This is a genomic window from Streptomyces sp. NBC_00193 (assembly GCF_026342735.1).
Taxonomy (GTDB): domain Bacteria; phylum Actinomycetota; class Actinomycetes; order Streptomycetales; family Streptomycetaceae; genus Streptomyces; species Streptomyces stoeckheimensis.
On sequence record NZ_JAPEMM010000002.1, the window covers coordinates 1,204,331 to 1,224,730 of the forward strand.

The following is a 20,400-nucleotide window of genomic DNA, read 5'->3' on the forward strand; positions in this document are numbered from 1 at the left end:
TGCTCAGGCGTGGACGGCCTTCGGGCTCGGGCCGTACTGGTTCGGGTTCGGCTCGCCCTCGGTGGCCATCAGGACGATCGCCCAGATCCAGCCGACGAGCGGGATGAAGCCGACGAGGATCCACCAGCCGGACTTGCCCTGGTCGTGCAGGCGGCGGATGCTGACGCCCAGGCTCGGGAGGAACGTGGCCAGCGCGTAGAGCGCGTAGAGCAGCGGCGTGGTGCCGGCGATCGCGTCGATGATGGCCACGATGATCAGGGCCGCGATGTCGAAGAGGACGAACATCCAGTATTCCTGGCGGCGGGCGCGGCCGGAGAAGACGGCGTACTTCTTCAGAACGTCGATGTAGTAGTGCATGAGTCCCCCCAAGAGACGGGTCGTGGGCCGGTCCTGATGGAGCGAGCCGGGGCAGAACTTATGCCCCGCTTACGTCGCGGTCAAGCCAGTTGGCAAGGCACCAAAAGCATTACTTTTCGCCGCCCGGCGGCTCAAACACACCGGTACCGGGCGCAACTTGGGACCCCCTGCCCCCATCCCCTCACCGCCCGTGACGAAATGGGGTGACGGAAGTCTTACGGAGGGGCGTGGGAGCCCCCTCCGCGTCCCGGTAGTCCGTAACGTCCCGGTCATGCGCGTACTCGTCACCGGCGGATCCGGGTTCATTGGCACCCACATCGTTACCACTCTTCGCCTTCGCGGCCACGAGCCCCTCGTCCTGGACCTCGTCCCCCCGGCGGACGGCGCCGAGTTCGTGCGGGCGGACGTCCGCGACCCCGAGGCCGTACGCGGGGCCCTGCGCGGGGTGGACTCCGTCTGCCACCAGGCCGCGATGGTCGGCCTCGGCAAGGACTTCGCGGACGCCCCGGCCTACGTCTGCCACAACGACCTCGGCACGGCGGTGCTGCTCGCCGCGATGGCGGAGGGCGGGGTCCGCGACCTGGTCCTCGCCGGGTCGATGGTGGTCTACGGGGAGGGCCGGTACGAGTGCCCGCGCCACGGGGTCGTACGCCCGGGCCCGCGCCGCGTCGCGGACCTGGCCGCCGGCCGCTTCGAACCGCACTGCCCCGTCTGCGATGCGGAGCTGACGCCCGGGCTGGTGGCCGAGGACGCCCCGACGGATCCGCGCAACGTGTACGCGACAACGAAGCTGGCCCAGGAACACCTGGCGGCCTCCTGGGCGCGCTGCGTGGACGGCCGGGCGGTGTCGCTGCGCTACCACAACGTGTACGGGCCGGGGATGCCGCGCGACACCCCGTACGCGGGCGTGGCCTCCTTCTTCCGCTCCTCGCTGGCGCGGGGCGAGGCCCCGCAGGTGTACGAGGACGGCGGCCAGCGGCGGGACTTCGTCCACGTCGCGGACGTCGCGGAGGCCAACGCCCTGGCCCTGGAGGCCCCGACGCCGCTGGGCGTGTGCACCGCCTACAACACCGGCAGCGGAACCCCGCACACGGTCGGCGACATGGCCACCGCGCTGGCCGCGGCCCACGGCGGCCCCGACCCCGTGGTCACCGGCGCGTTCCGCCTCGGCGACGTCCGCCACATCACGGCCGACTCCCAGCGCCTGCGCACGGAGTTGGGCTGGCGCCCGGGCGTCGACTTCGAGGCGGGCATGAGGGATTTCGCACACGCCGCACAGCGCCCCTCCACCTGACCGGTCGCTCAGGCGCGATCAGCCCCTCCGGCGTTTGAGGAGCGGGGGTCCGGGGGCCGGCCCCCGGCAACGGCGCCGCACCCGGCCCCGGCCCTGGCCAGGCTCAGGCCGGCAGCGGCAAGGTCACCTCGAACCGGCACCCTCCGGGAACGTTCCGCACCGCCGCCCGCCCCTCGTGCGCCTCCACGATGCCCCGTACGATCGCCAGTCCCAGACCCGCTCCCGCCGGAGGCGCCGGCACCGAGGCCACCCCCTCCGGAGGCGTCCCGGACGGAGGCGTCCGCGCCTGGGTGCCCCGCCAGCCCGTGTCGAAGACCCTCGGCAGGTCCTCCGCCGGAATCCCCCCGCAGCCGTCCGTCACGGACACCACCACCGCGTCCCCGGCCGCCCGAACGGACGCCGCGATCGCCACCGTGCCGTCCGCGGGCGTGTGCCGGATCGCGTTGATCAGCAGGTTGGCCAGGACCCGCGTCATCTCCTTGCCGTCCACCTCCACCGGCACCCGGTCCACCGCTCCGCCGTCGAGCCGCACCCCGCGCTCCCGCGCCAGCGGATGCACCCCGGACAGCGCGTCGCCGACCAGGTCGTACACGGACATCCGGCTCGGGGTCAGCGTCAGCGCCCCCGCGTGGATGCGGGACAGTTCGAAGAGGTCCCCGACCATGGAGTTCAGCCGGTCCACCTCGGTGCGGATCTGCCGGTGGTAGCGCGCCGGATCCTCCGCCATGCCGTCCTCCAGCGCCTCGGACATCGCCCGCAGACCCGCCAGCGGGGTCCGCAGATCGTGCGAGATCCAGGCCACCAGCTCCCGCCGCGAGGTCTCAAGGGCCCGCTCCCGTTCCCGGGACACCGCCAGCTTCTCGCTGGTCGCCGCCAACTCCCGCGACAGCGAAGCCAGTTCCGCAGTCGCCAGCCCCGGCGGCGCCGCGAAACTGCCGCCGTCGCCGAAGTCCCGTGCGGCCAGCGACAGTTCACGGCTGCGGGCCACCACCCACCGCCCCAGCAGCAGGGCCACGGCCAGGGAGACCACCGCCGCCATCGCCACGACCAGGGTGACCACCCCGAGGTCGTGCCGGGAGAGGAACATCGCCTGGGCCACCGCGAGCGTCCCGGCCAGCATCGCGGTGACCGTCACGGCGGCGATCACCGTCAGGGACACCGCGACCGACCGGTGCCGCACCAGCCGCAGCACGAGCGCGCCGAGCGCCCCCGCGCACACGGCCCCGCCGAACGCGAACAGCGCGATGAGCAGGAGGTCCTTCATGCCGCAGTCACCCCGCCCGGTTCGAAGCGGTAGCCGACGCCCCAGACCGTCTGGATCAGCTTCGGCCGCCCGGGGTCCTCCTCGACCTTGGCGCGCAGGCGGCGTACGTGCACGGTCACCGTCGACAGGTCGCCGAAGTCCCAGCCCCACACCTCGCGCATCAGCTCCTCCCGCCCGTGCGCCTGCCCGGGGTGCCGGAGGAAGTGCGCGAGCAGGTCGAACTCCCGGACGGTGAGCGCCAGTTCGCGCCCGTCCTTCGCGGCCCGGTGGGTGGACGGATCGAGTGTGATCCCGGCGGCCGTGAGCCGGGCCCCTCCCCCGCCGGGCCCCGGGGCCGTCGCGGCTCCGGCCGCCGCCGCGCGCCGCAGCACGGAGGAGACCCGCAGGACCAGCTCGCGCGGGCTGAACGGTTTGGTGACGTAGTCGTCGGCGCCCCGTTCCAGTCCCGCGATCCGGTCGTCCTCGTCGCCCCGCGCGGTCAGCATGATCACGGGCACCGGGCCTGCCGCACGGAGCCTGCGGCACACCTCCAGCCCGTCCAGACCCGGCAGCATGAGGTCCAGTACGACCAGGTCCGGCCGGAACGCGGCGGCCCGGGTGAGCGCCGCCGGGCCGTCCGCGACGCTCTCCACCGCGTATCCGGCGCGCCTCAGGTAGCCGGTGACGACCTCCGACACCGTCGGGTCGTCGTCGACGACCAGGATCCGCGCGGGCACCGGCTCCGCACCGCCACCGCCACTGCTGCTGCCGCTCACGCCGTCACCGCTCATACCGTCCAGCCTCCCACCCACGGACCCGGGCGCGGACCCCGGAGCGCGTCCACGGGGGCGACGTCCGCGTTTCGTAAGGAGTCCACGGCCCTTTTGCGGGGCCGCGGTTCCTACGGTGACACCGTGAGCGAAACCGTGACGGTAGACGTCGTACTCCCCTGTCTCAACGAGGCCGAGGCCCTGCCCTGGGTCCTCGCGCGCATCCCGGACGGCTGGCGGGCCCTGGTCGTGGACAACGGTTCCACCGACGGCTCCGCCGAGCTCGCGCGGGCCCTCGGCGCGACCGTGGTCACCGAGTCCCGGCGCGGTTTCGGCGCCGCCTGCCACGCCGGGCTGCTCGCCGCCGAGGCGGACCTCGTCTGCTTCTGCGACTGCGACGCCTCGCTGGACCCCGGGCTGCTGACCGGTTTCGTGGCGGCCGTCGCCGCGGGCGAGGCCGATCTGGTGCTCGGCCGGCGCCGTCCGCAGGGCCGCGGCGCCTGGCCCGCGCACGCCCGGGCCGGGAACCTGGCGCTGGCCCGGCTGCTGCGCAGGCGGACCGGACTGCGGCTGCGCGATCTGGGCCCGATGCGGGCCGCGCGCCGGGAGGCCCTGCTCGGGCTGGACCTGTCGGACCGGCGCTCCGGCTACCCGCTGCAGATGGTGGTCCGGGCCGCGGACGCGGGCTGGCGGATCCGGGAGGTGGACGTGCCGTACCTGCCGCGCGCGGGGAAGTCGAAGGTGACGGGCACCTGGCGGGGCACCTGGCAGGCGGTCCGCGACATGAGCCGGGTCCTGGCGCAGCCGGCCGCTGCCCCGGCCGCCGGCCGGGCCGGTGCGGGCGCCACCTCCGGCGGTGCGGGCACGCCCTCCGGCGGTGGGCGATGAGCACGACCACCCTGCTGGTGATCGCGAAGGAGCCGGTCCCGGGCCGGGTCAAGACCCGGCTCACCCCGCCGTTCACCCCGGCCGAGGCGGCCGCGCTGGCCGAGGCCGCGCTCGCCGACACCCTCGCCGCCGTGGCCGCGGCCCCCGCCCGGCGCCGGGTCCTGGTCCTGGAGGGCCGGCCCGGCCCGTGGCTGCCGCCCGGCTTCGAGGTGCTCCCGCAGTGCGCCGGGAGCCTGGACCTGCGGCTCGCCGCCGCGTTCGGGGCCTGCAGCGGGCCCGCCCTGCTGATCGGCATGGACACCCCGCAGGTCACGCCGGAGCTGCTGGACGTCGACTGGTCGGCGTACGGGGCCTGGTTCGGGCCCGCCGTCGACGGCGGGTTCTGGGCGCTCGGACTGGCCGTCCCGGACCCCGCACTGCTGCGCGGAGTACCGATGTCGGTCCCCGAGACGGGCGCGGTCCAGTACGAACGGCTGCGTGCGGCCGGGCTGCGCACCGGCCGGCTGCCCGTCCTGCGGGACGTCGACACCGCCGGGGACGCCCGCCTGGTCGCCGCCGAGGCCCCTGCGGGCGCCTTCGCCGCGCGGCTGGCGGACCTCACCCGGCCGGTCCTGCGATGACCACGCTCACCTCGGGCGGGGCGCGGGCCGGCGGTCCGGTCACCGCCTGGTCGGCCGATCCGTACACGGTGGCCCTGCGCCGCGGCCGGGGGCCGCTCTACCTGCGGCGGGGCGACGGGTGGCTGCTCCCGCTGGACGTGGAGCGCTGGTGCGAGGCGCCGGACGGCGCCGACCGGACGGTGCTGGACCGCTGCCGGGGCGCCGTCCTCGACATCGGCTGCGGCCCCGGCCGGCTGGTCTCCGCGCTCGCCGCCCGTGGACACCGGGCCCTGGGCATCGACGTCAGCCCGGAGGCGGTGGCCCGGACCGCCCGCTCGGGCGCCGCCGCCCTGCACCGGTCGGTCTTCGACACCCTTCCCGGCGAAGGCCGTTGGGACACGGCGCTGCTCATCGACGGGAACATCGGCATCGGCGGCGACCCCGCCGCGCTGCTGCGCCGGACGGCCGAGGTGCTCGCGGTGACCGGCTCGCTGATCGTGGAGTGCGCGCAGGCGGAGGGCGGGGCCGACGTGGACGAACGCTGCGAGGTCCGGGTGGCCGACGGCCGCGGCGGCCTCGGGGCGCCGTTCGCCTGGGCCCGCGTGGGCCCGGCGGCCCTGGCCCGGCACGCGGCGGCCGCGGACTGGGCACCGGCGGGCCGGTGGACGGCGGCGGGCCGGGCCTTCACCCTGCTGACGCGCGGGGCCGCAGCCCCTTAGGCCGCGGTCGGTGCGGTCCGCCGTCAACGCTGTCCGCTGCCCGTACGGTCAGCCGTCAGTGCAGTCCGCCGTACGCGGCCATGACGATCTCCATGCCGCGGTCGTCCTGCTGCCGCTCCCGGTCGATCATCTGGTTCATGACGTAGGCCACCGTCATCCGTGCCTCGGGATCGCTCACGACGAGCGAACCTCCCCAGCCGCCCCAGCCGAAGGTGTTGCCGAACTTCCCGAAGCCCGCCGTCCAGGCCATCGGCGTCCCCAGCACGCGGTCCGCACCGCTGAACACCTCCTGCCAGGCGGGCTCGCACCCCCGCGCAGACAGCAGCCTCACCCCACCGGCCGTTCCCCGGTTCGCCAGGACCGACTGGACCAGGGCGACGGAGCGGGCGTTGCCGTAGCCGTTGACCGCGGGGATCTGCGCACGGCGCCAGGCCGGCGCGTTGACGTCCCGGACCCGGACGGCGACACCGGTGGTCTCCCGGGGTGCGCCGTCCGGTCCGGGCGGCGCGCTGGCGGCGTACGCGTCGGTCAGCGACGGCGGCGGGATCAGCGGTGCGACGCGGTGGTCGTGCTCCGCGGGGAGCCCGATGTGGAAATCCGCGCCCAGCGGCCCGGCCACTTCCTCCGCGAAGAACGCACCGACACCGCGCCCGGTGATGCGCCGGACGATCTCGCCCACGAGGAACCCGAAGGTGAGCGCGTGATAGCCGGCGGCCGTTCCCGGTTCCCATGCGGGCGCCTGCGCGGCCAGCCCCGCCGTCACGGCCTCCCAGTCGTACAGCTCCGCGACCGACCCCAGCCCGGGCAGGTCCGGCAGCCCCGCGGTGTGCGACAGCACGTGCCGTACCAGCACGCCCTCCTTGCCCGCCGCGGCGAACTCGGGCCAGTAGGCGGCGACCGGCGCGGACAGGTCGAGCAGGCCACGGTCGGCCAGGATCAGCGCGCACAGGGCCGTCATGTTCTTGGTCGTCGAGTTCACGCAGGCGAGGGTGGAGCCCTCCCAGCCGACGGAACGGTCCGCATCGGCGTACCCGCCCCAGAGGTCGACCACCGGCTCGCCGTCGAGGTAGACGGCCGCCGAGGCGCCCACGTCCTCCTTGGCGAGCAGCCCCGCAAGTGCCTCGTGGACCGCGCCGAACCGCGGCTCGCAATATCCCTTAATGTCGTTCATGGGGTAAGCCTCGGGCAGCGCCGCATCGCGCGGCCCGACAATTCCCGCACGGGATGTGTCGGGTGGGAACGGAAGGACGGACAGCGTGCTGGAGCGGCTGAACCAGGCGTTGGAGCACCTGGAGTCCCGCCTCGACCAGGACATCGACATGGCCGAGGTGGCCCGGATCGCCGCCGTGTCGGAGTACCACTTCCGCCGGCTGTTCTCCGCGCTCGCCGGGATGCCGCTCCCGGTCTACGTACGGCGCCGGCGGATGACGCTCGCCGGGGCCGAGGTGCTGGCCGGGGAGCTGACGCTGCTCGACGTCGCGGTGCGGTACGGGTACGGCTCGGGCGAGGCGTTCGCCCGGGCGTTCCGATCGGTGCACGGCATCGGGCCGGGCGAGGCCCGGCGCACGGGCGCGGTGCTCACGGCGCAGCCGCGCATGTCCTTCCGCGTCGTCGTCGAAGGAAGCACGACCATGCGGTACCGGATCGTGGAGAAGGAGCCGTTCCGGGTCCTCGGCAGGAAGGCCCGGGTGCCCCTCGTGCACGACGGGACCAACGCGGCCGCCACGGCCCATGTGGAGAGCCTGGACGAGCGGGCGGTCCTCCGGATGAAGGAGCTGGCCGGCCTGGAGCCGGAGGGGGTCCTGTCGGCGGTGGTGCACCTGACCGACAGCCGGGAGGAGGGCGCCGAGGTGGACTACTGGGTCGGTGTGGTGACCGGCCCCGGCACGAGCGCCGAGGAGCTCGACGCCCTCGACGTGCCGGCCGGGACCTGGGCGGTCTTCGACAACCACGGGCCCTACCCGAGCGCCCTCCAGGATCTGTGGCGCGACGTGTTCACCCAGTGGTTCCCCTCGAACCCGTACACGAGCCGGCCGGGTCCGGAGCTCCTGCTGACGCGGCCGGTGGAGATCGGCGCGGAGACCGGCTCCCAGCTGTGGATCCCGGTCGAGCGGGGCAGCGCCTGACGCCACCCGGGTCGCCCGTCACTGCGCCGGCCTGTCCTCCCGCGCGGCCGCGCCGGAGGTTCGGGACCGTGGGCGCCGCCACCGGCCGGCGACCGCCATCACCCCGGCGGCCACCGCCACCGCGGCGAGCACCAGGAGCAGGTTCCGCCCGTACGGCAGCGGCAGGGCCGACGGGTTCGGCGGCGTCCCCGGTCGCAGCAGCAGGGGCAGGGTGACCAGGACGAGCGCGCCCGCCGTCAGCAGGGCTCCCCGTACGAGGCCCCGCGCGGGCACGGCGGCGACCGCGAGGCCGGCCGCCAGGACGAGGGGCGCGATGATCCCGTCGTGCAGGACGAGCGCCCCGCCCATCCACACCAGTACGTCGAGGGGGTCGGGCAGGTCCGCCAGCAGCCGTCCGCCGATCGCGATCAGCAACAGCCCGGCGCCGCCCAGGAGCAGGCGCACGCCCTTCACAGCACCTCCAGGAGGGTGACCCATTTGGTCTGCAGGACTCCGGGCCGGTTCGGCGCGATGACGCGCGCCGGGTAGCCGTGGTCGGCGGTCAGGACCTGGCCGTTCAGTTCCAGTGCGAGCAGGGTCAGCGGGTCCTCGGCGTAGTCCCGGCCCATGTCCATCACCCGGTACGCGCCGCCCGATTCCAGCGAGGTGACCCTCAGCCCGGCCCCGGCCGGGGCGCCCGCCCGCGCCATCAGGTCGCGGATCCGCACTCCGCTCCAGTGTGCTTCCACGCTCCAGCCCTCCACGCACGCGATGGGCAGCCGCGCCTGCGCCCGGGGCAGGGCGCGGAGTTGATCGAGCGTCAGCGTGAAGGGGGTGGGGCCCCGCACCTCCAGCCGCCAGTCCCGTACCGCCCGTTCGGTGACGCCGGCCGCCGCGGCCGTGCGGTTGACCGGGAGCCCCTGTGGTCCGTGGTCGGGGTGCCGGGGTGCGAGCAGGTCGAGCCGCTTCAGCGGGGTGAAGGACTGCCCGACGGTGGTGAGGGTGACGGCTCCGACGGCCGCGCCGACGCCGAGCATCAGGGAGCGCCGGTCCGGGCCGTCCTGGGAGGGCAGTTGGAGTGTTCCGGGGGAACGGCGGCTCCAATGGGCCCTGATCTCAGGGGCCTTGACTGCGATGTGGAGGAGCAGCGACCCGGTCACCACCCAGGCGAGGGCGAAGTGCGTCTGGATGAAGCCGAACGGCCAGGGGTACCACTCGGCGATGTTGAGGAGTCCGGTGAAGACCTGGAGGACGGCGGAGGCCACGAGCACCGCCACCGACAGGCGTTCCAGCCCGTGCCGGACACCGCGCACCGGGGGCCACACGAACAGCCTCGGGTACACCGTCCACAGTTTCGCCAGGAGCAGCACGATCGCCGCGAGCCCGGTGGCGATGTGCAGGCCCTGGCTGAGCCGGTAGCCCCAGACCGGGCGGCTGGGCAGCGAGTCCGCGGCCCAGCCGGGCGGGTGCTGGAGGTAGTGGCTGATCAGGCCGGTCAGGAAGCAGACGGCGAAGGCCGCGCCGAGCCAGCGGCCGAGGGAGGTGGCGGTGCGGGCGTCGTGCAGGCGGCCGCCGAAGGAAGGCGGCCGGAAGGGGAAGCGGGAGGCGGGTTCCGGCGGAGCGGGCGGCGGTGGCGGTGGCGGTGGTGGTGGCGACACCGGCGGAGGCGGCGGCGCGGCCGGCGGCGTGGGTGGAGGTGCGGGCGGAGGCGGGGGCGGAGTCATGCCCTCCATGAGAGCGCCGCCGGGCCCCGCGCGGGCGGCCCGACACCTTACGAAACGCGGACGCCGGGCCGGGTCGCCCGCCCGGCGGCGCCCCGCGCTGCCAGGCTGGCCCGTATGGACCACCCCCGCGCCCGGACCCTCCTCACCGTGCTGCTGCTCGCCGCGCTGACCGCCGTTCTCGTGCCCGCCGTGCGCGAGGAGGGCTACTTCGCCGACCCGGCGCGGCTCACCTGGTGGTACGCGGCCGCCTGGACGCTGTTCGGCACGGCCGCCTGGTCGCTGCGGCGGGTGCCGGAGCGGTACGTGGTCCCGCTCGTGCTGGCGGGTGCGCTGGCCGTCTGCGCGGCGGGGCTCGCCGGGCCGCCGCTGACCAGCACCGATTCCTTCCGCTACGCCTGGGACGGGCGGGTGCAGGCCGCCGGGATCTCCCCGTACGACCACACCCCCGCCGATCCGGCGCTGCGCACCCTGCGCGACGACTGGCTGTTCCCGCGCGGCGCGGCCGCCTGCGCAGGGCCCGACCGGGTGGGCATCGAGCCGGGGGTGTGCACCCGCATCAACCGGCCCGCCGTCCACACCGTCTACCCGCCCGTCGCGGAGGGGTGGTTCGGGCTGGTCCACGCCCTGTCCCCGGCGGGCGTGCGGCACAAGGCCCTGCAGACCGGAGGGGCCCTGCTGGCGCTCGCCGTCACCGGGGCGCTGCTGCTGGTCCAGCGCCGCCGGGGCGCGCGGCCGCGTACCGCCGCGTACTGGGCCTGGTGTCCGGCGGTGGCGGTGGAGGCGGTGAACAACGCGCACGTGGACGTGCTCGCCGTCCTGCTGTCGGTGGCGGCACTGGGGGTGGTGGTGCGCCGACGCGCGCCCGGCGGCGCCCTGTTCGGGCTGGCGATCGCGGCGAAGCTGCTGCCCGCCGTGCTGCTGCCGGGCGCGCTGGCCGGCGTACGGCGGTGGCGGGACGCGGCGGCGCTGCTGCTGCCCGCGGCCGCGGTGGTGGGCCTGGCCTACCTGCCGTACGTGCTGGCCTCGCGCGCATCGGTCTTCGGCTACCTGGGCGGCTACGCCGAGGAGGAGGGGTACGAGGACCCGGGCGCGGGCGGCCGCTACGCGCTGCTGCGCCTCGTGCTCCCGGACTCCTGGTCGGTGCCCGCGGTCGCGGTCGGGATGCTGGCGGTGACGGCGTACGTCTGGCGGCGCGGGGATCCGCGGCAGCCGTGGAGCGCGGCGCTGCTGGTGACGGGCACGGCGTTCCTGCTGATGACCCCGGGGTACTCCTGGTACGCGCTGCTGCTGATCGCGCTGGTGGCGCTGGACGGCCGCGCCGAGTGGCTGGGGGTGGCGGTCGCGGGGGCGGCGGCGTACGTCTCGGTGCGCGCGCTGGGCGGGGCGACGATCCCGGTGGCGTACGGGCTGGCGGGCGCGGCCGTGCTCGTGGGGTGGGTGCTGCGGCGGCGGGCGGCGGCCCGGGGAGGGAGGGGAGTTGCCCCCGGGCCGCCGCCTCATGCTCCTCGGAGCGGTCAGCCGATGTGGAACGGGTCCCCGTAGACCTTCCAGTCCAGGGGGGTGTTGAGGTTGAGGTTGCCCTTCTTGAGCCACACCCGCTGGGCCGTGTCGACGCGGCTGGTGTCGCTGTGCGCCTCCTCCTGCTTCATCGCCCAGACCCGGGCGTCGAGGAAGGCGTTGAGCCAGGTGGTCTCGTTGCCGCCCTGGGCCGGGGGCTTGGCCTTGGTCAGGGCGCGCTTGCGGATGTTGCGGAAGCTGGTGGAGTCGTCGCCGTTGCCGTGCATGACGATGGCGTCGTAGTAGGTGAACTGCCCGAGCACGCCGACCCCGTCGGCCTTGCCCTGCTTCACGGCCGGGTTGAAGTAGACCCGGTCGCGCTCGTGGTTCTGGGCCTTCTTGAAGTCGGAGTCGGAGGCCGCCTTCACCCAGTCCTTGGTGAAGTTGGGGTCGAGGCCGGCGTGCGAATCGCTGCCGTCGACCTTCCGCAGGGCGGGGAGGTACTTGGCGAGGACGTTGCCCGGCTTGATCTGCGTGTAGTACTCGACGAGTTCGAGCATGTCGTGGGTGCCGGAACAGAAGCCGATGATGCCGGCCGTGTAGCCGCGGCCGTCGTCTATGTCCTCGATGTACTTGTACTGCGCCTTCCAGTTCAGCGAGGAGTTCTCGGCGCTGGAGACGATCTGCATGGCGATGTCCTTCTTCGCCGGGTCGTCGAGTCCGACGGCGGCGGCCGACACCTCCGCGGAGGCGGGTGCCGCGGTGGGGGCGGCGGCCGTCGCGTGGGCGGTGACGGGCACGGCGAGAAGGGCGGCGCCGAGCAAGGTACTGACGGCCAGTCGCTTGCGGTGGGGGGTGAACACAGTGCCTCCATGAGGGAGTTGATGCTCGGGCGACTTCGTTAGGAAACTTTACTACCAGAAGTCCCGCCACCTCAAGGGCCCGGCACGACCCACCCGCACCGGATGGAGTGCGATACACCCGCCCCTGGCACATGAGAGGCTGCCCGGGGCATGATTACGCAGATGCGGCCTATTTTGGCCATTGAAAGCTCAGATACGTGATCAACGGCGCGAGCACGACGCAGGAGAGGGAGGCACCGATGGCCGTCCTCGTCATCGGAGACGCACCGACCGCCGCCATCGAGGCGGCCGGGCTGCGGATCCACCCGTGCCGGCCCGGCGCCGACGCCCCCTGCCGGCCACCCTCACCGGGATCGACGCGCTGGTCCTCTCCCCCGGCGCCACCCCCGCCGCCCTCCCCCTCGTCGGGCCGGCACTGGCCGCCGAAGTGCCCGTCCTCGCCCTGGGCGAGGGAGCCCGGCTGCTCACCGAGGCGGCGGGCACGGACGGCACCGGCGGCGGCAGCGCCGATCCGCTGCTCGGCGACGGCTCCGCGCCGCACGGGTTCCGGGTGGGCGCCAGCGCCTGGGGGCTCCCCGTCCCCGACGAGGCCGACTGCGAACTGCTGCGCCGCTTCGCCGAGTTGGTCGCCGAGCGGGCCGAAACCACCGCCACCCGCGCCTTCTTCACGCCCCGGGCCGCCGCCTGGGAGGAGCGGTTCGCCCACCAGACACCGGCGTACGAGGCCGCCGTCGCCCGGATGCGGCTGCGCCCCGGGCAGCGCGCGCTGCTCTTCCACCCCTCCGGGCGGGCGGAGCGCGCGGCCCGCCACGGGCGCGCCGTCAGCCCCGACGACCCGCTGGCCGAGCCGAACCTCCGCCCGGCCCTCGAAGCGGCGGGCTGGCACGTGGCCACGTACGAGGACGCCCCCAGCCACTTCCTGACCCGCGCCACCCGCTGACGGCGAATTCCAGGGGTCGTTGCAACACAAGTGGTCAACTGGCTGTGGCCAGGAGCTTAGCGAGGCGCTCGGCCGGGGTTTCCCAGCCGAGCGTTTTGCGTGGGCGGCCGTTGAGTTCGGCGGCAACGGTGTCCAGATGGTTGCGGGGGTGGACCGCGAGGTCGGTGCCTTTGGGGAAGTACTGGCGCAGCAGGCCATTCGTGTTCTCGTTCGACCCGCGCTGCCAGGGACTGGCCGGGTCACAGAAGTAGACCGGGACGTCGGTGGCTAGGGTGAACGCCTTGTGCGAGGCCATCTCCGAGCCCTGGTCCCAGGTTAGGGATCGTTTCAGGTGCGGCGGAAGCGACGATATGGCCTCGACCAGCGCGTTCTTCGTGCTGCCCGCAGTGTGGTCGTGGGGCAGTGGGGCGAGCATCACGTAGCGGGTGCTGCGCTCGACGAGCGTGGCGATCGCGGACTTGCCGTCCTTGCCGATGATCAGATCGCCCTCCCAATGGCCGGGAACGGCCCGGTCAGCGACCTCGGCCGGACGCTCACTGATCATCACCATGCCCGTGATCGCACGGGGCTGGCGCTTGTGGGACTGCCGGTGCGGCCGGCGCATGGCCCGCCCGGTCCGCAGGGCCCGGGTGAGTTCCCGACGGAGTTCTCCGCGGCCCTGGACGTAGAGGGCCTGGTAGATCGTCTCGTGGACCACGTGCATCTCCGGCTGGTCGGGGAAGACGGCCCGTAGAGCGTGACAGATCTGTTCTGGGCTCCAGCGCAGTTCAAGGCGCTGCTGGATGAACTCGCGCAGGTCGGGGTTCTGGCCGAGCTTGCCGGGCTTCGGACGAGGCCTGCGCTGTTCGGCCCGACGGTGGGCGGCATGTGGCCGGTAGACCCACTGGCCGTTTGACCACAAGGCGCTGTTGCGGCGTATCTCGCGGCTCACTGTCGAGGGGCTGCGGCCCAGCTCGGCGGCTATCTGCCGGATCGACGCCTTCTCCCGTAGCCGGTCGGCGATGTGGATGCGGTCCGTCTCCCGGAGATACCGCGACGGGCCGGGAGCCGAAGCCTCCACGGTGATCGGAGGCTTCGGCTTCCCCCACGGCGGCGAGTGCCAGCCGTTGCGCCAGCGCTTGCCGGTCCGCACGTTGATCCCGACGATCCGGCACGCTTCCGTGTTGCTGTGTCCCTGGCGCATGAGCTGGAGATATACCTCCCGCTCACGCATCAGAGGGCCACCGCCCCCAGGCCCCCGGTTCTCTCTGATCTTGAAGTCCATCGCACCCCTTGAACTGGGGTGTTGCGACGACCACTAGAACTCAAGGACCGGGCGGGGCTTCGGTCGGGATTCGGTCGGGCTTCGGTCAGGCTCCGGAGCGGCCGGCGGGGTGGGCCGCCAGGCGGGCCTGCAGGCCCCGCTTCGCTTCCGGCCACTCGGGGCGCGTCAGCGAGTACACCGCCGTATCGCGGATCCAGCCGTCCCGCATGACCATGTGGTGCCGCAGTACGCCCTCGTGCTGCGCGCCCAGCCGGGTGATCGCGGCCCGCGACTTCGCGTTCCGCACGTCCGTGAGCAGCTCGACCCGGTTCATGCCCATGACCTCGAAGGCGTGCGTCAGCATCAGGAGCTTCGCCTCCGCGTTCGCTCCGCTGCGCTGCCGGGACGCGGCCAGGAAGGTCCAGCCGATCTCCAGCCGCCGGTTCGCGGTGTTGATCACCATCAGCCGGGTGGACCCGATGACCCGCCCCGTCTCCGCGTCCACCGTCGCGTACGGGATCTGCGTGCCCGCCGCCCGCGCCGCGACCGCGTCCTCGATGAAGCCCCGGACGTCGTCGGGGTGCGGGACGATCGTCACCGCGAGCTCCCAGAGGCTGCCGTCGCGGACCGCCTCGCACAGCCCGTCGTGGTGCCGCAGTTCGAGCGGCTCCAGCCGCACCCGCTCTCCGGCCAGTACCGCCGTCGCCACCGCGCCGTCCACCGCCGCCTGATCCATCCCGACCTGCCGTTTCTCGTGTTGCGCGCCGCCCCGAGGACCCTACCGGGCACTACCGGTCGTCCTCGAAGGGGTTTTCTGCCGGCCCGGTCAGAGCCAGCCGTTGCGCCGGAAGCCCCGGTGGATGACGAAGCACGCGACGGCCATCACCCCGAGCACGAGGGGATATCCGTAGGTCCAGTGCAGTTCGGGCATGTGCTCGAAGTTCATGCCGTAGACCCCGCAGACCATCGTCGGAACGGCGACGATGGCCGCCCACGCGGTGATCTTGCGCATGTCCTCGTTCTGGGCGACGGTCACCTGCGCGAGATGGGCCTGCAGTATCGAGTCCAGGAGGGCGTCGTACGCGGCGATCTGGTCGGTGGCACGGGTCAGATGGTCGGCGACGTCCCGGAAGTACGTGCGCATCTCCGGCGGGATGACCGGGATCGGCTGCGTGCTCAGCTGCTGGAGCGGGCGGCTCAGCGGGGCCACCGCCCTGCGCAGTTCCAGCAGTTCGCGCTTGAGCTGGTAGATCCGGCCGGCGTCCCCGCGGCCGCCGTGCTCGCTGAAGACCATGGTCTCGACATCGTCTATGTCGTTCTGCACCGCGTCCGTGACGGCCACGTACTCGTCGACCACGTGGTCGGCCAGCGCGTGCAGGACGGCGACCGGCCCCTTGGCCACGTGCTCGGGGAGCGCCTCCAGCTCCTCGCGGACCGACCCCAGGGTGCCGCGGCCGCCGTGCCGGATGGTGATGACGAAGTCGGCGCCGGCGAAGGCCATGAGCTCGCCGGTCTCCACCACCTCGCTGGTCGCGGTCAGTTCCTCGTGCTCCACGTACCGCACGGTCTTGAACACGGCGAAGAGGGTGTCGTCGTAGCGCTCGATCTTGGGCCGCTGGTGGGCCTGGACCGCGTCCCCGACGGCGAGCGGGTGCAGGCCGAGCAGCTCGGCGAGCCCGGCGAACTCCTCCTGCGAGGGCTCGTGCAGCCCGATCCAGACGAAGCCCTCGCCCGTCTTGCGGACCCGGCGCAGCGCCTCGCCCACATCGGCGTGGCCGTGGCCGTCCTGGCGCACGCCCTCCCGGTAGACGATGCAGTTGACGACGGCGCTGCCGAGCGGGGAGCGGGCCGGGTGACTGAGGTCGACGGTCCGCCGGTAGGTACGGCGCACGGCCCGGCGCAGGTTGCTGAACATGGACAACGGACGTACTCCCCTTCGGCGGATCAGCGGCCAGTGTGCCACCGGCACGCGGACGCCACGAACGCCCTACGCTCGGGCCTTCGCTCCCGGGGCCCGTCCTCGGGCCCCGGCTTCAGGGCCCCGGCCTCGCGGTCCCGCCCTCAGGCCCCCGACCTCAGGCCCCGGCTTCAGGGCCCGCGCCCGCGAGCCCTCCCGCCTCAGGCCCGGTCGATGAAGACGCTCGTGGACTTCACCCGTGCCGTCGCCCTCGCTCCGACCTCCAGGCCGAGTTCCTCCACGGCCTCCCGGGTCAGCAGCGACACGACGCGGTGCGGTCCGGCCTGGATCTCCACCTGCGCGTCGACCGTGCCCAGTTTCACGCCCGTCACGATGCCGGGGAAGGCGTTGCGCGCCGAGGTGTACGGTGCCCCGTCGCCGTCGCCGCCCTCCTGCGCGACCTCCACGCAGAACGCGGCGAGGTCCGGCCCGTCGACCATCCGCCGGGTACCGTCCCGATGCGTCGGGAACCTTTCCGCGTCGGCCCACCGTCGGGCCGTGTCTACGCTGACGCCGAGCAGCCGCGCCGCCTGGCCGATGGTGTAGGACTCCATGCCCGCAGCCTAAGCCCTCCCCCGGCCGGTCCTCGCAGGCCAAGGCGCCCGTCCGGCCCGCGCGCGGTTCCCGGGTCCGCTCAGAAGGACCCGTCCTGGCCGAGCGCCTGCGCGGCCGCCCGCGTGACCGCCTCCGCCACCATCGACAGCGCGGGCGAGTCCAGCTTCCACTGCTGCCAGTACAGCGGGATCTCCAGGCTCCGCCCGGGCGCGATCACCACCAGCTCCCCCGCCTCCAGCAACGGGTCGGCCTGCACCATCGGCAGCATCGCCCAGCCCAGTCCGGCGGTCGCCGCGTCGCAGAACCCCTCCGACGTCGGCACGTAGTGACGTACGGCGGACGCCCTGGCCGCCGCGTCCCCCGTCAGGACCCGCACGAACTCGTCCTGGAGCAGGTCCAGCCGGTCGAACACGACGACCGGAGCCTTCCGCAGGTCCCGCTCCACCGCGTCGCGCAGGTGCCGCGCCGCGAACTCCGGGCTCGCCACCGGCAGGTACCGCACGAGCCCCAGCCTGCGCACCGTGCACCCCGCCACGGGCACCGGCTGCGAGGTGACCGCGGCCATCACGCGCCCGTCCCGCAGCAGTTCGGTCGCGTGCGCCTCGTCCTCCCGGTGCAGTTCGAAGCAGACCGGCGGATCCTGCGGCACCCCCGTCAGCGCGGGCAGGAACCACGTGGCCAGCGAGTCCGCGTTGACCGCGATCGGCAGCCGCACCGGTCCCAGGCCCTCGGCCATGCCCAGCTCGGCCCGCGCGTCGCGCTCCAGCCGGACGAGCTGCCGCGCGAAGCGGACGAGGACCTCCCCCGATTCGGTCGCCTGCACGGGCTTGGTCCGCATCAGCAGTACCCGCCCGGTCCGCTGTTCCAACGCCTTGACGCGTTGACTGACGGCGGAGGGGGTCACGTGCAGGGCGGCGGCCGCCGCGTCGAAGGTGCCCTCGTCGATCACCGCGAGCAGGGTCCGCACCTGGTCCACAGGCAGCTCATCCATCACAGCGGCTAATGGTAGGTAAGAATCTTTAGCTGTACTCCTCGCCGCGCCGCTGCCTACGGTCGAAGACATGACACACGGCATCATCCCGGCGGGCCTCGCGGGCTTCGGCACCGGCCTTTCGCTCATCGTCGCCATCGGCGCCCAGAACGCCTTCGTCCTGCGCCAGGGCGTACGCCGCCAGTCGGTCCTCGCCGTGGTCGCCATCTGCGCCCTCTCCGACGCGGCCCTGATCGCCCTCGGCGTGGCCGGCGTGGGCGCGTTCGTCACCGCCTGGCCGCCCGCCCTCACCCTCGTCGGACTCGTCGGCGGCACCTTCCTGATCGGCTACGGAGCCCTGGCCGCCCGCCGGGTGCTGCGCCCCGACCCGGGCGCCGCCCTCACCGCGGACGCCACCGGCAGGGCCGCCGGCTCGGCCGCCACCCGCCGCGCCGTGCTGACCTGCCTGGCCATGACCTGGCTCAACCCGCACGTGTACCTCGACACCGTGCTGCTGCTCGGATCCATCGCCGCCGGCCGCGGCGACCTGCGCTGGGCCTTCGGCGCCGGGGCCGTCCTGGCGAGCCTCACCTGGTTCGGCGCGCTCGGCTACGGCGCCCGGCTGCTCAGCGGCCCGCTCGGCAAGCCCGCGGCCTGGCGCGCCCTGGACGGGCTCGTCGCCGCGACCATGGTCACGATGGGCGGCCTGCTCCTCGCCCGGGCCTGAACCCCGCCGGGCGGCGAGGCTGCCGAGGGTCCGTCCCATGGACAGGCCCCGAGTGGGTACGGATCATGTGCCCGCAGCCTCGTACGGCCACCCGCGCCACCTCGTACGGCATTCCCCCGCACCACCAGGAGCCCCCGTGCCGGATCAGCCCCCGACCCCGCCGCCCTCCGCGTCCCCGTACACCGACGCGGTCCGCGCCTACTACGCCGCCCAGCCCTCGCCCCTCGTCGCCGCCACCGGGATCGTGCTGGATCCGCGCGGGCGGGTCCTCGTCCTCACCACCTCGTACAAGGCGGAGCCGGAACTCCCGGGCGGGAGCGTGGAGGACACGGAGACCCCGGAAACGGGGCTGGCCCGCGAGCTCAAGGAGGAGCTGGACCTGAGCGCGCCGGTCGGGCGGCTGCTCGCCGTGGACTCCCGCCCGTCGGGGCCCCTCGGCCGCTCCCTCGTCGTCCACGTCCACCTCGTCGGCCCGCTCACACCCGAGGAGACCTCCGCCATCTCCTTCCCGGACGGGGAGGTCACCGAGGCGCGCTGGCTCACCCCGGAGGAGGCCTACGAGGCCCTGGGCACCCGGAAGGGATCCCGCTTGCGCGCCGCCCTGGCCGCCCTGCACTCCGGCTCCCTGGCGCACCTGATCGACGGGGTGCCGCAGCCCGGCTCCCCGGCCGGCTTCGACCCCGTGCGCCGGGCGGAGCTGGAGCACACGGGCTCCTACGACACCGCCGGCCACCGCGCCGCCCGCCCCAAGGCCCTGACGGCCGCGAGCGTGCTGTTCACCGACTCCGCGGGCGGGGTCCTGCTCGTGCGGCCCGCGTACGGCGATCCGGACCACTGGAACCTGCCCGGCGGCGGCATCGACAGCGACCTCGGCGAGATCCCGCGCACCGCGGCCCGCCGGGAGGTCCTCGAAGAGCTCGGCCTCGACCTGGTCCCGGGCCCGCTGCTCGCCGTCAACTGGTCCCACCGCTCCGGCTATCCGGCCCGCGTCCGCTTCCTCTACGACGGCGGCACCCTCGACGCCCCCACCCTGGCCCGGATCCGCCTGCCCCGGACGGAACTCCTCGAATGGCGCACGGTCCCCCCGGCGGAACTGCGCCGGTTCGCGAAACCGGCCCTCCGCCGCCAGATCGAGTCCTGCCTCGCGGCCCGCACCACACCGGGCGGCCCCTTGGAACTCCACCACGGCCGGCTCGTGGACGGGGCCTAGAGGTCGGCGGACTTCGGCTGCGTGGCGATCTGGATCAGGTTGCCGCAGGTGTCGTCGAAGACGGCGGTGGTGACGGGGCCCGTCTCCAGCGGTTCCTGCGTGAAGCGGACGCCGAGGCCGCGCAGGCGCTCGTACTCCGCCGTGACGTCGTCGACGGCGAACTGGGCGAGCGGGATGCCGTCCTCGACGAGGGCGTCCCGGTAGGTCTTGGCGGCCGGGTGGGCGGCGGGCTCCAGGAGGAGTTCGGTGCCGCCGGGCTCGGCGGGCGAGACCACGGTCAGCCACCGGTGCTCCCCGCCCAGCGGGACGTCGTACTTCTTCACGAAGCCGAGGATCTCGGTGTAGAAGTGCAGGGCCTTTGCCTGGTCGTCGACGAAGACGCTGGTCAGGTGGATCTTCATGGGGTGCTCTCTTCCGGTCCGGGCGGGTCGGGCATGCGCCACCGCTCGGCGATCTGCCGCAGCGGGGCCGTGTTCAGGTCGTGGAACTTGTACCGGCCCTCCCGCCTGGTCTCGACGAGTCCGGCGGCCTCCAGCACGGCGAGGTGCTGGGAGACGCCCTGGCGCGAGATGCCCAGCCGGTGCTTCATCGTCAGCCGCGAGCAGATCTCGAACAGCGTCTGCCCGGACTTCTCCGCGAGCTCGTCGAGGATGGTGCGGCGGGTCGGGTCGGCCAAGGCTCTGAAGAGTTCGTCGGCCACACCCACAGGATAGGCAAGCAACCACTTGCCTATCAACCG

23 protein-coding genes are annotated in these 20,400 nt (G+C 73.8%); 9 read left to right on the forward strand and 14 right to left on the reverse strand.

Features of this window, described 5'->3' with window-relative positions; genetic code table 11:
- Positions 1-3 precede the first annotated feature (3 nt).
- A complete protein-coding gene (locus OG898_RS33570) occupies positions 4-357 on the reverse strand; it encodes a DUF805 domain-containing protein (protein ID WP_266962090.1) in 354 nt (117 codons plus the stop codon).
- Between the two features lie 271 nt (positions 358-628).
- Between OG898_RS33570 and OG898_RS33575 the strand changes: the two genes are divergently transcribed.
- On the forward strand, positions 629-1,651 hold the full coding sequence (locus tag OG898_RS33575; protein ID WP_266962092.1) for an NAD(P)-dependent oxidoreductase: 1,023 nt from the start codon (positions 629-631) through the stop codon (positions 1,649-1,651).
- A gap of 103 nt (positions 1,652-1,754) precedes the next feature.
- On the opposite strand, the gene OG898_RS33580 is transcribed toward OG898_RS33575, so the two are convergent.
- Positions 1,755-2,915, reverse strand: a complete 1,161-nt coding sequence (locus OG898_RS33580; protein ID WP_266962094.1) for a sensor histidine kinase KdpD — start codon at positions 2,913-2,915, stop codon at positions 1,755-1,757.
- Complete coding sequence (locus OG898_RS33585) at positions 2,912-3,685, reverse strand: response regulator transcription factor (protein ID WP_266962096.1); 774 nt, start codon at positions 3,683-3,685, stop codon at positions 2,912-2,914. The genes OG898_RS33580 and OG898_RS33585 overlap by 4 nt, the downstream gene beginning before the upstream one ends.
- Positions 3,686-3,808: 123 nt before the next feature.
- Between OG898_RS33585 and OG898_RS33590 the strand changes: the two genes are divergently transcribed.
- The 3 genes from OG898_RS33590 to OG898_RS33600 are packed head-to-tail and all read left to right on the forward strand — an operon-like array spanning position 3,809 to position 5,870.
- Positions 3,809-4,552 carry a glycosyltransferase family 2 protein gene (locus tag OG898_RS33590; RefSeq protein WP_266962098.1) on the forward strand — a complete coding sequence of 248 codons (744 nt, stop codon included), beginning with the start codon at positions 3,809-3,811 and terminating at the stop codon, positions 4,550-4,552.
- The gene (locus tag OG898_RS33595; protein ID WP_266962100.1) at positions 4,549-5,172 is read left to right on the forward strand and encodes a DUF2064 domain-containing protein; all 624 of its coding nucleotides are present in this window, start codon (positions 4,549-4,551) and stop codon (positions 5,170-5,172) included. The genes OG898_RS33590 and OG898_RS33595 overlap by 4 nt, the downstream gene beginning before the upstream one ends.
- A complete protein-coding gene (locus OG898_RS33600; protein WP_266962102.1) occupies positions 5,169-5,870 on the forward strand; it encodes a bifunctional 2-polyprenyl-6-hydroxyphenol methylase/3-demethylubiquinol 3-O-methyltransferase UbiG in 702 nt (233 codons plus the stop codon). The genes OG898_RS33595 and OG898_RS33600 overlap by 4 nt, the downstream gene beginning before the upstream one ends.
- Before the next feature lie 55 nt (positions 5,871-5,925).
- Here the strand turns inward: OG898_RS33600 and OG898_RS33605 are convergent, their stop codons facing one another.
- Entirely contained in the window at positions 5,926-7,041 is a 1,116-nt protein-coding gene (locus OG898_RS33605) for a serine hydrolase domain-containing protein (RefSeq protein ID WP_266962104.1), read from the reverse strand.
- An 85-nt stretch (positions 7,042-7,126) separates the two neighbouring features.
- On the opposite strand from OG898_RS33605, the gene OG898_RS33610 reads away from it, so the two are divergent.
- Positions 7,127-7,996: an AraC family transcriptional regulator gene (locus tag OG898_RS33610; RefSeq protein ID WP_266962106.1), complete on the forward strand. Its 870-nt coding sequence runs from the start codon at positions 7,127-7,129 to the stop codon at positions 7,994-7,996.
- An 18-nt stretch (positions 7,997-8,014) separates the two neighbouring features.
- Here the strand turns inward: OG898_RS33610 and OG898_RS33615 are convergent, their stop codons facing one another.
- Together OG898_RS33615 and OG898_RS33620 are read right to left on the reverse strand one after the other, a co-directional pair.
- On the reverse strand, positions 8,015-8,440 hold the full coding sequence (locus OG898_RS33615) for a hypothetical protein (protein ID WP_266962108.1): 426 nt from the start codon (positions 8,438-8,440) through the stop codon (positions 8,015-8,017).
- Between the two features lie 5 nt (positions 8,441-8,445).
- The gene (locus OG898_RS33620) at positions 8,446-9,540 is read right to left on the reverse strand and encodes a molybdopterin-dependent oxidoreductase (RefSeq protein WP_266962709.1); all 1,095 of its coding nucleotides are present in this window, start codon (positions 9,538-9,540) and stop codon (positions 8,446-8,448) included.
- Positions 9,541-9,813: 273 nt separating this feature from the next.
- Between OG898_RS33620 and OG898_RS33625 the strand changes: the two genes are divergently transcribed.
- Entirely contained in the window at positions 9,814-11,241 is a 1,428-nt protein-coding gene (locus tag OG898_RS33625; RefSeq protein WP_266962110.1) for a glycosyltransferase family 87 protein, read from the forward strand.
- Here the strand turns inward: OG898_RS33625 and OG898_RS33630 are convergent.
- Complete coding sequence (locus tag OG898_RS33630) at positions 11,214-12,059, reverse strand: chitosanase (protein WP_266962112.1); 846 nt, start codon at positions 12,057-12,059, stop codon at positions 11,214-11,216. The two genes, OG898_RS33625 and OG898_RS33630, sit on opposite strands and share 28 nt — an antisense overlap.
- A 307-nt stretch (positions 12,060-12,366) precedes the next feature.
- Here OG898_RS33630 and OG898_RS33635 point away from each other — a divergent pair, with 307 nt between their 5' ends.
- Positions 12,367-12,999: a hypothetical protein gene (locus OG898_RS33635; RefSeq protein ID WP_266962114.1), complete on the forward strand. Its 633-nt coding sequence runs from the start codon at positions 12,367-12,369 to the stop codon at positions 12,997-12,999.
- Positions 13,000-13,033: 34 nt separating this feature from the next.
- Here OG898_RS33635 and OG898_RS33640 read toward each other — a convergent pair whose 3' ends face one another.
- The 5 genes from OG898_RS33640 to OG898_RS33660 all read right to left on the reverse strand — a co-directional run bounded on the left by OG898_RS33640 (position 13,034) and on the right by OG898_RS33660 (position 17,745).
- Entirely contained in the window at positions 13,034-14,263 is a 1,230-nt protein-coding gene (locus OG898_RS33640) for an IS30 family transposase (protein ID WP_266956458.1), read from the reverse strand.
- 85 nt (positions 14,264-14,348) lie between these two features.
- A complete protein-coding gene (locus tag OG898_RS33645) occupies positions 14,349-14,978 on the reverse strand; it encodes a GNAT family N-acetyltransferase (RefSeq protein ID WP_266962116.1) in 630 nt (209 codons plus the stop codon).
- Positions 14,979-15,068: 90 nt separating this feature from the next.
- On the reverse strand, positions 15,069-16,157 hold the full coding sequence (gene corA / locus OG898_RS33650; protein ID WP_250748010.1) for a magnesium/cobalt transporter CorA: 1,089 nt from the start codon (positions 16,155-16,157) through the stop codon (positions 15,069-15,071).
- Between the two features lie 203 nt (positions 16,158-16,360).
- Positions 16,361-16,753, reverse strand: coding sequence for a molybdopterin-binding protein (locus OG898_RS33655; RefSeq protein WP_250747913.1), 393 nt, complete (start codon positions 16,751-16,753; stop codon positions 16,361-16,363).
- Positions 16,754-16,833: 80 nt separating this feature from the next.
- The gene (locus tag OG898_RS33660; RefSeq protein WP_266962124.1) at positions 16,834-17,745 is read right to left on the reverse strand and encodes a LysR family transcriptional regulator ArgP; all 912 of its coding nucleotides are present in this window, start codon (positions 17,743-17,745) and stop codon (positions 16,834-16,836) included.
- Between the two features lie 70 nt (positions 17,746-17,815).
- On the opposite strand from OG898_RS33660, the gene OG898_RS33665 reads away from it, so the two are divergent.
- A complete protein-coding gene (locus OG898_RS33665) occupies positions 17,816-18,451 on the forward strand; it encodes a LysE/ArgO family amino acid transporter (protein WP_250747917.1) in 636 nt (211 codons plus the stop codon).
- A gap of 136 nt (positions 18,452-18,587) precedes the next feature.
- Positions 18,588-19,661 (forward strand): NUDIX hydrolase, encoded by a 1,074-nt coding sequence (locus OG898_RS33670; protein WP_266962127.1) that lies wholly within the window; start codon positions 18,588-18,590, stop codon positions 19,659-19,661.
- Here OG898_RS33670 and OG898_RS33675 read toward each other — a convergent pair.
- Together OG898_RS33675 and OG898_RS33680 are read right to left on the reverse strand one after the other, a co-directional pair.
- Positions 19,658-20,062 carry a VOC family protein gene (locus OG898_RS33675; protein WP_266962129.1) on the reverse strand — a complete coding sequence of 135 codons (405 nt, stop codon included), beginning with the start codon at positions 20,060-20,062 and terminating at the stop codon, positions 19,658-19,660. The two genes, OG898_RS33670 and OG898_RS33675, sit on opposite strands and share 4 nt — an antisense overlap.
- Positions 20,059-20,361, reverse strand: coding sequence for a helix-turn-helix transcriptional regulator (locus OG898_RS33680; protein WP_250747923.1), 303 nt, complete (start codon positions 20,359-20,361; stop codon positions 20,059-20,061). The genes OG898_RS33675 and OG898_RS33680 overlap by 4 nt, the downstream gene beginning before the upstream one ends.
- Positions 20,362-20,400 lie beyond the last annotated feature (39 nt).

Coding starts and splice junctions, on each gene's coding strand:
- OG898_RS33570 (WP_266962090.1), bottom strand. CDS start 357: ATGCACTACTACATCGACGTTCTGAAGAAGTACGCCGTCTTCTCCGGC.
- OG898_RS33575 (WP_266962092.1), top strand. CDS start 629: ATGCGCGTACTCGTCACCGGCGGATCCGGGTTCATTGGCACCCACATC.
- OG898_RS33580 (WP_266962094.1), bottom strand. CDS start 2,915: ATGAAGGACCTCCTGCTCATCGCGCTGTTCGCGTTCGGCGGGGCCGTG.
- OG898_RS33585 (WP_266962096.1), bottom strand. CDS start 3,685: ATGAGCGGTGACGGCGTGAGCGGCAGCAGCAGTGGCGGTGGCGGTGCG.
- OG898_RS33595 (WP_266962100.1), top strand. CDS start 4,549: ATGAGCACGACCACCCTGCTGGTGATCGCGAAGGAGCCGGTCCCGGGC.
- OG898_RS33600 (WP_266962102.1), top strand. CDS start 5,169: ATGACCACGCTCACCTCGGGCGGGGCGCGGGCCGGCGGTCCGGTCACC.
- OG898_RS33605 (WP_266962104.1), bottom strand. CDS start 7,041: ATGAACGACATTAAGGGATATTGCGAGCCGCGGTTCGGCGCGGTCCAC.
- OG898_RS33625 (WP_266962110.1), top strand. CDS start 9,814: ATGGACCACCCCCGCGCCCGGACCCTCCTCACCGTGCTGCTGCTCGCC.
- OG898_RS33640 (WP_266956458.1), bottom strand. CDS start 14,263: ATGGACTTCAAGATCAGAGAGAACCGGGGGCCTGGGGGCGGTGGCCCT.
- OG898_RS33645 (WP_266962116.1), bottom strand. CDS start 14,978: ATGGATCAGGCGGCGGTGGACGGCGCGGTGGCGACGGCGGTACTGGCC.
- corA (WP_250748010.1), bottom strand. CDS start 16,157: ATGTTCAGCAACCTGCGCCGGGCCGTGCGCCGTACCTACCGGCGGACC.
- OG898_RS33655 (WP_250747913.1), bottom strand. CDS start 16,753: ATGGAGTCCTACACCATCGGCCAGGCGGCGCGGCTGCTCGGCGTCAGC.
- OG898_RS33660 (WP_266962124.1), bottom strand. CDS start 17,745: ATGGATGAGCTGCCTGTGGACCAGGTGCGGACCCTGCTCGCGGTGATC.
- OG898_RS33665 (WP_250747917.1), top strand. CDS start 17,816: ATGACACACGGCATCATCCCGGCGGGCCTCGCGGGCTTCGGCACCGGC.
- OG898_RS33675 (WP_266962129.1), bottom strand. CDS start 20,062: ATGAAGATCCACCTGACCAGCGTCTTCGTCGACGACCAGGCAAAGGCC.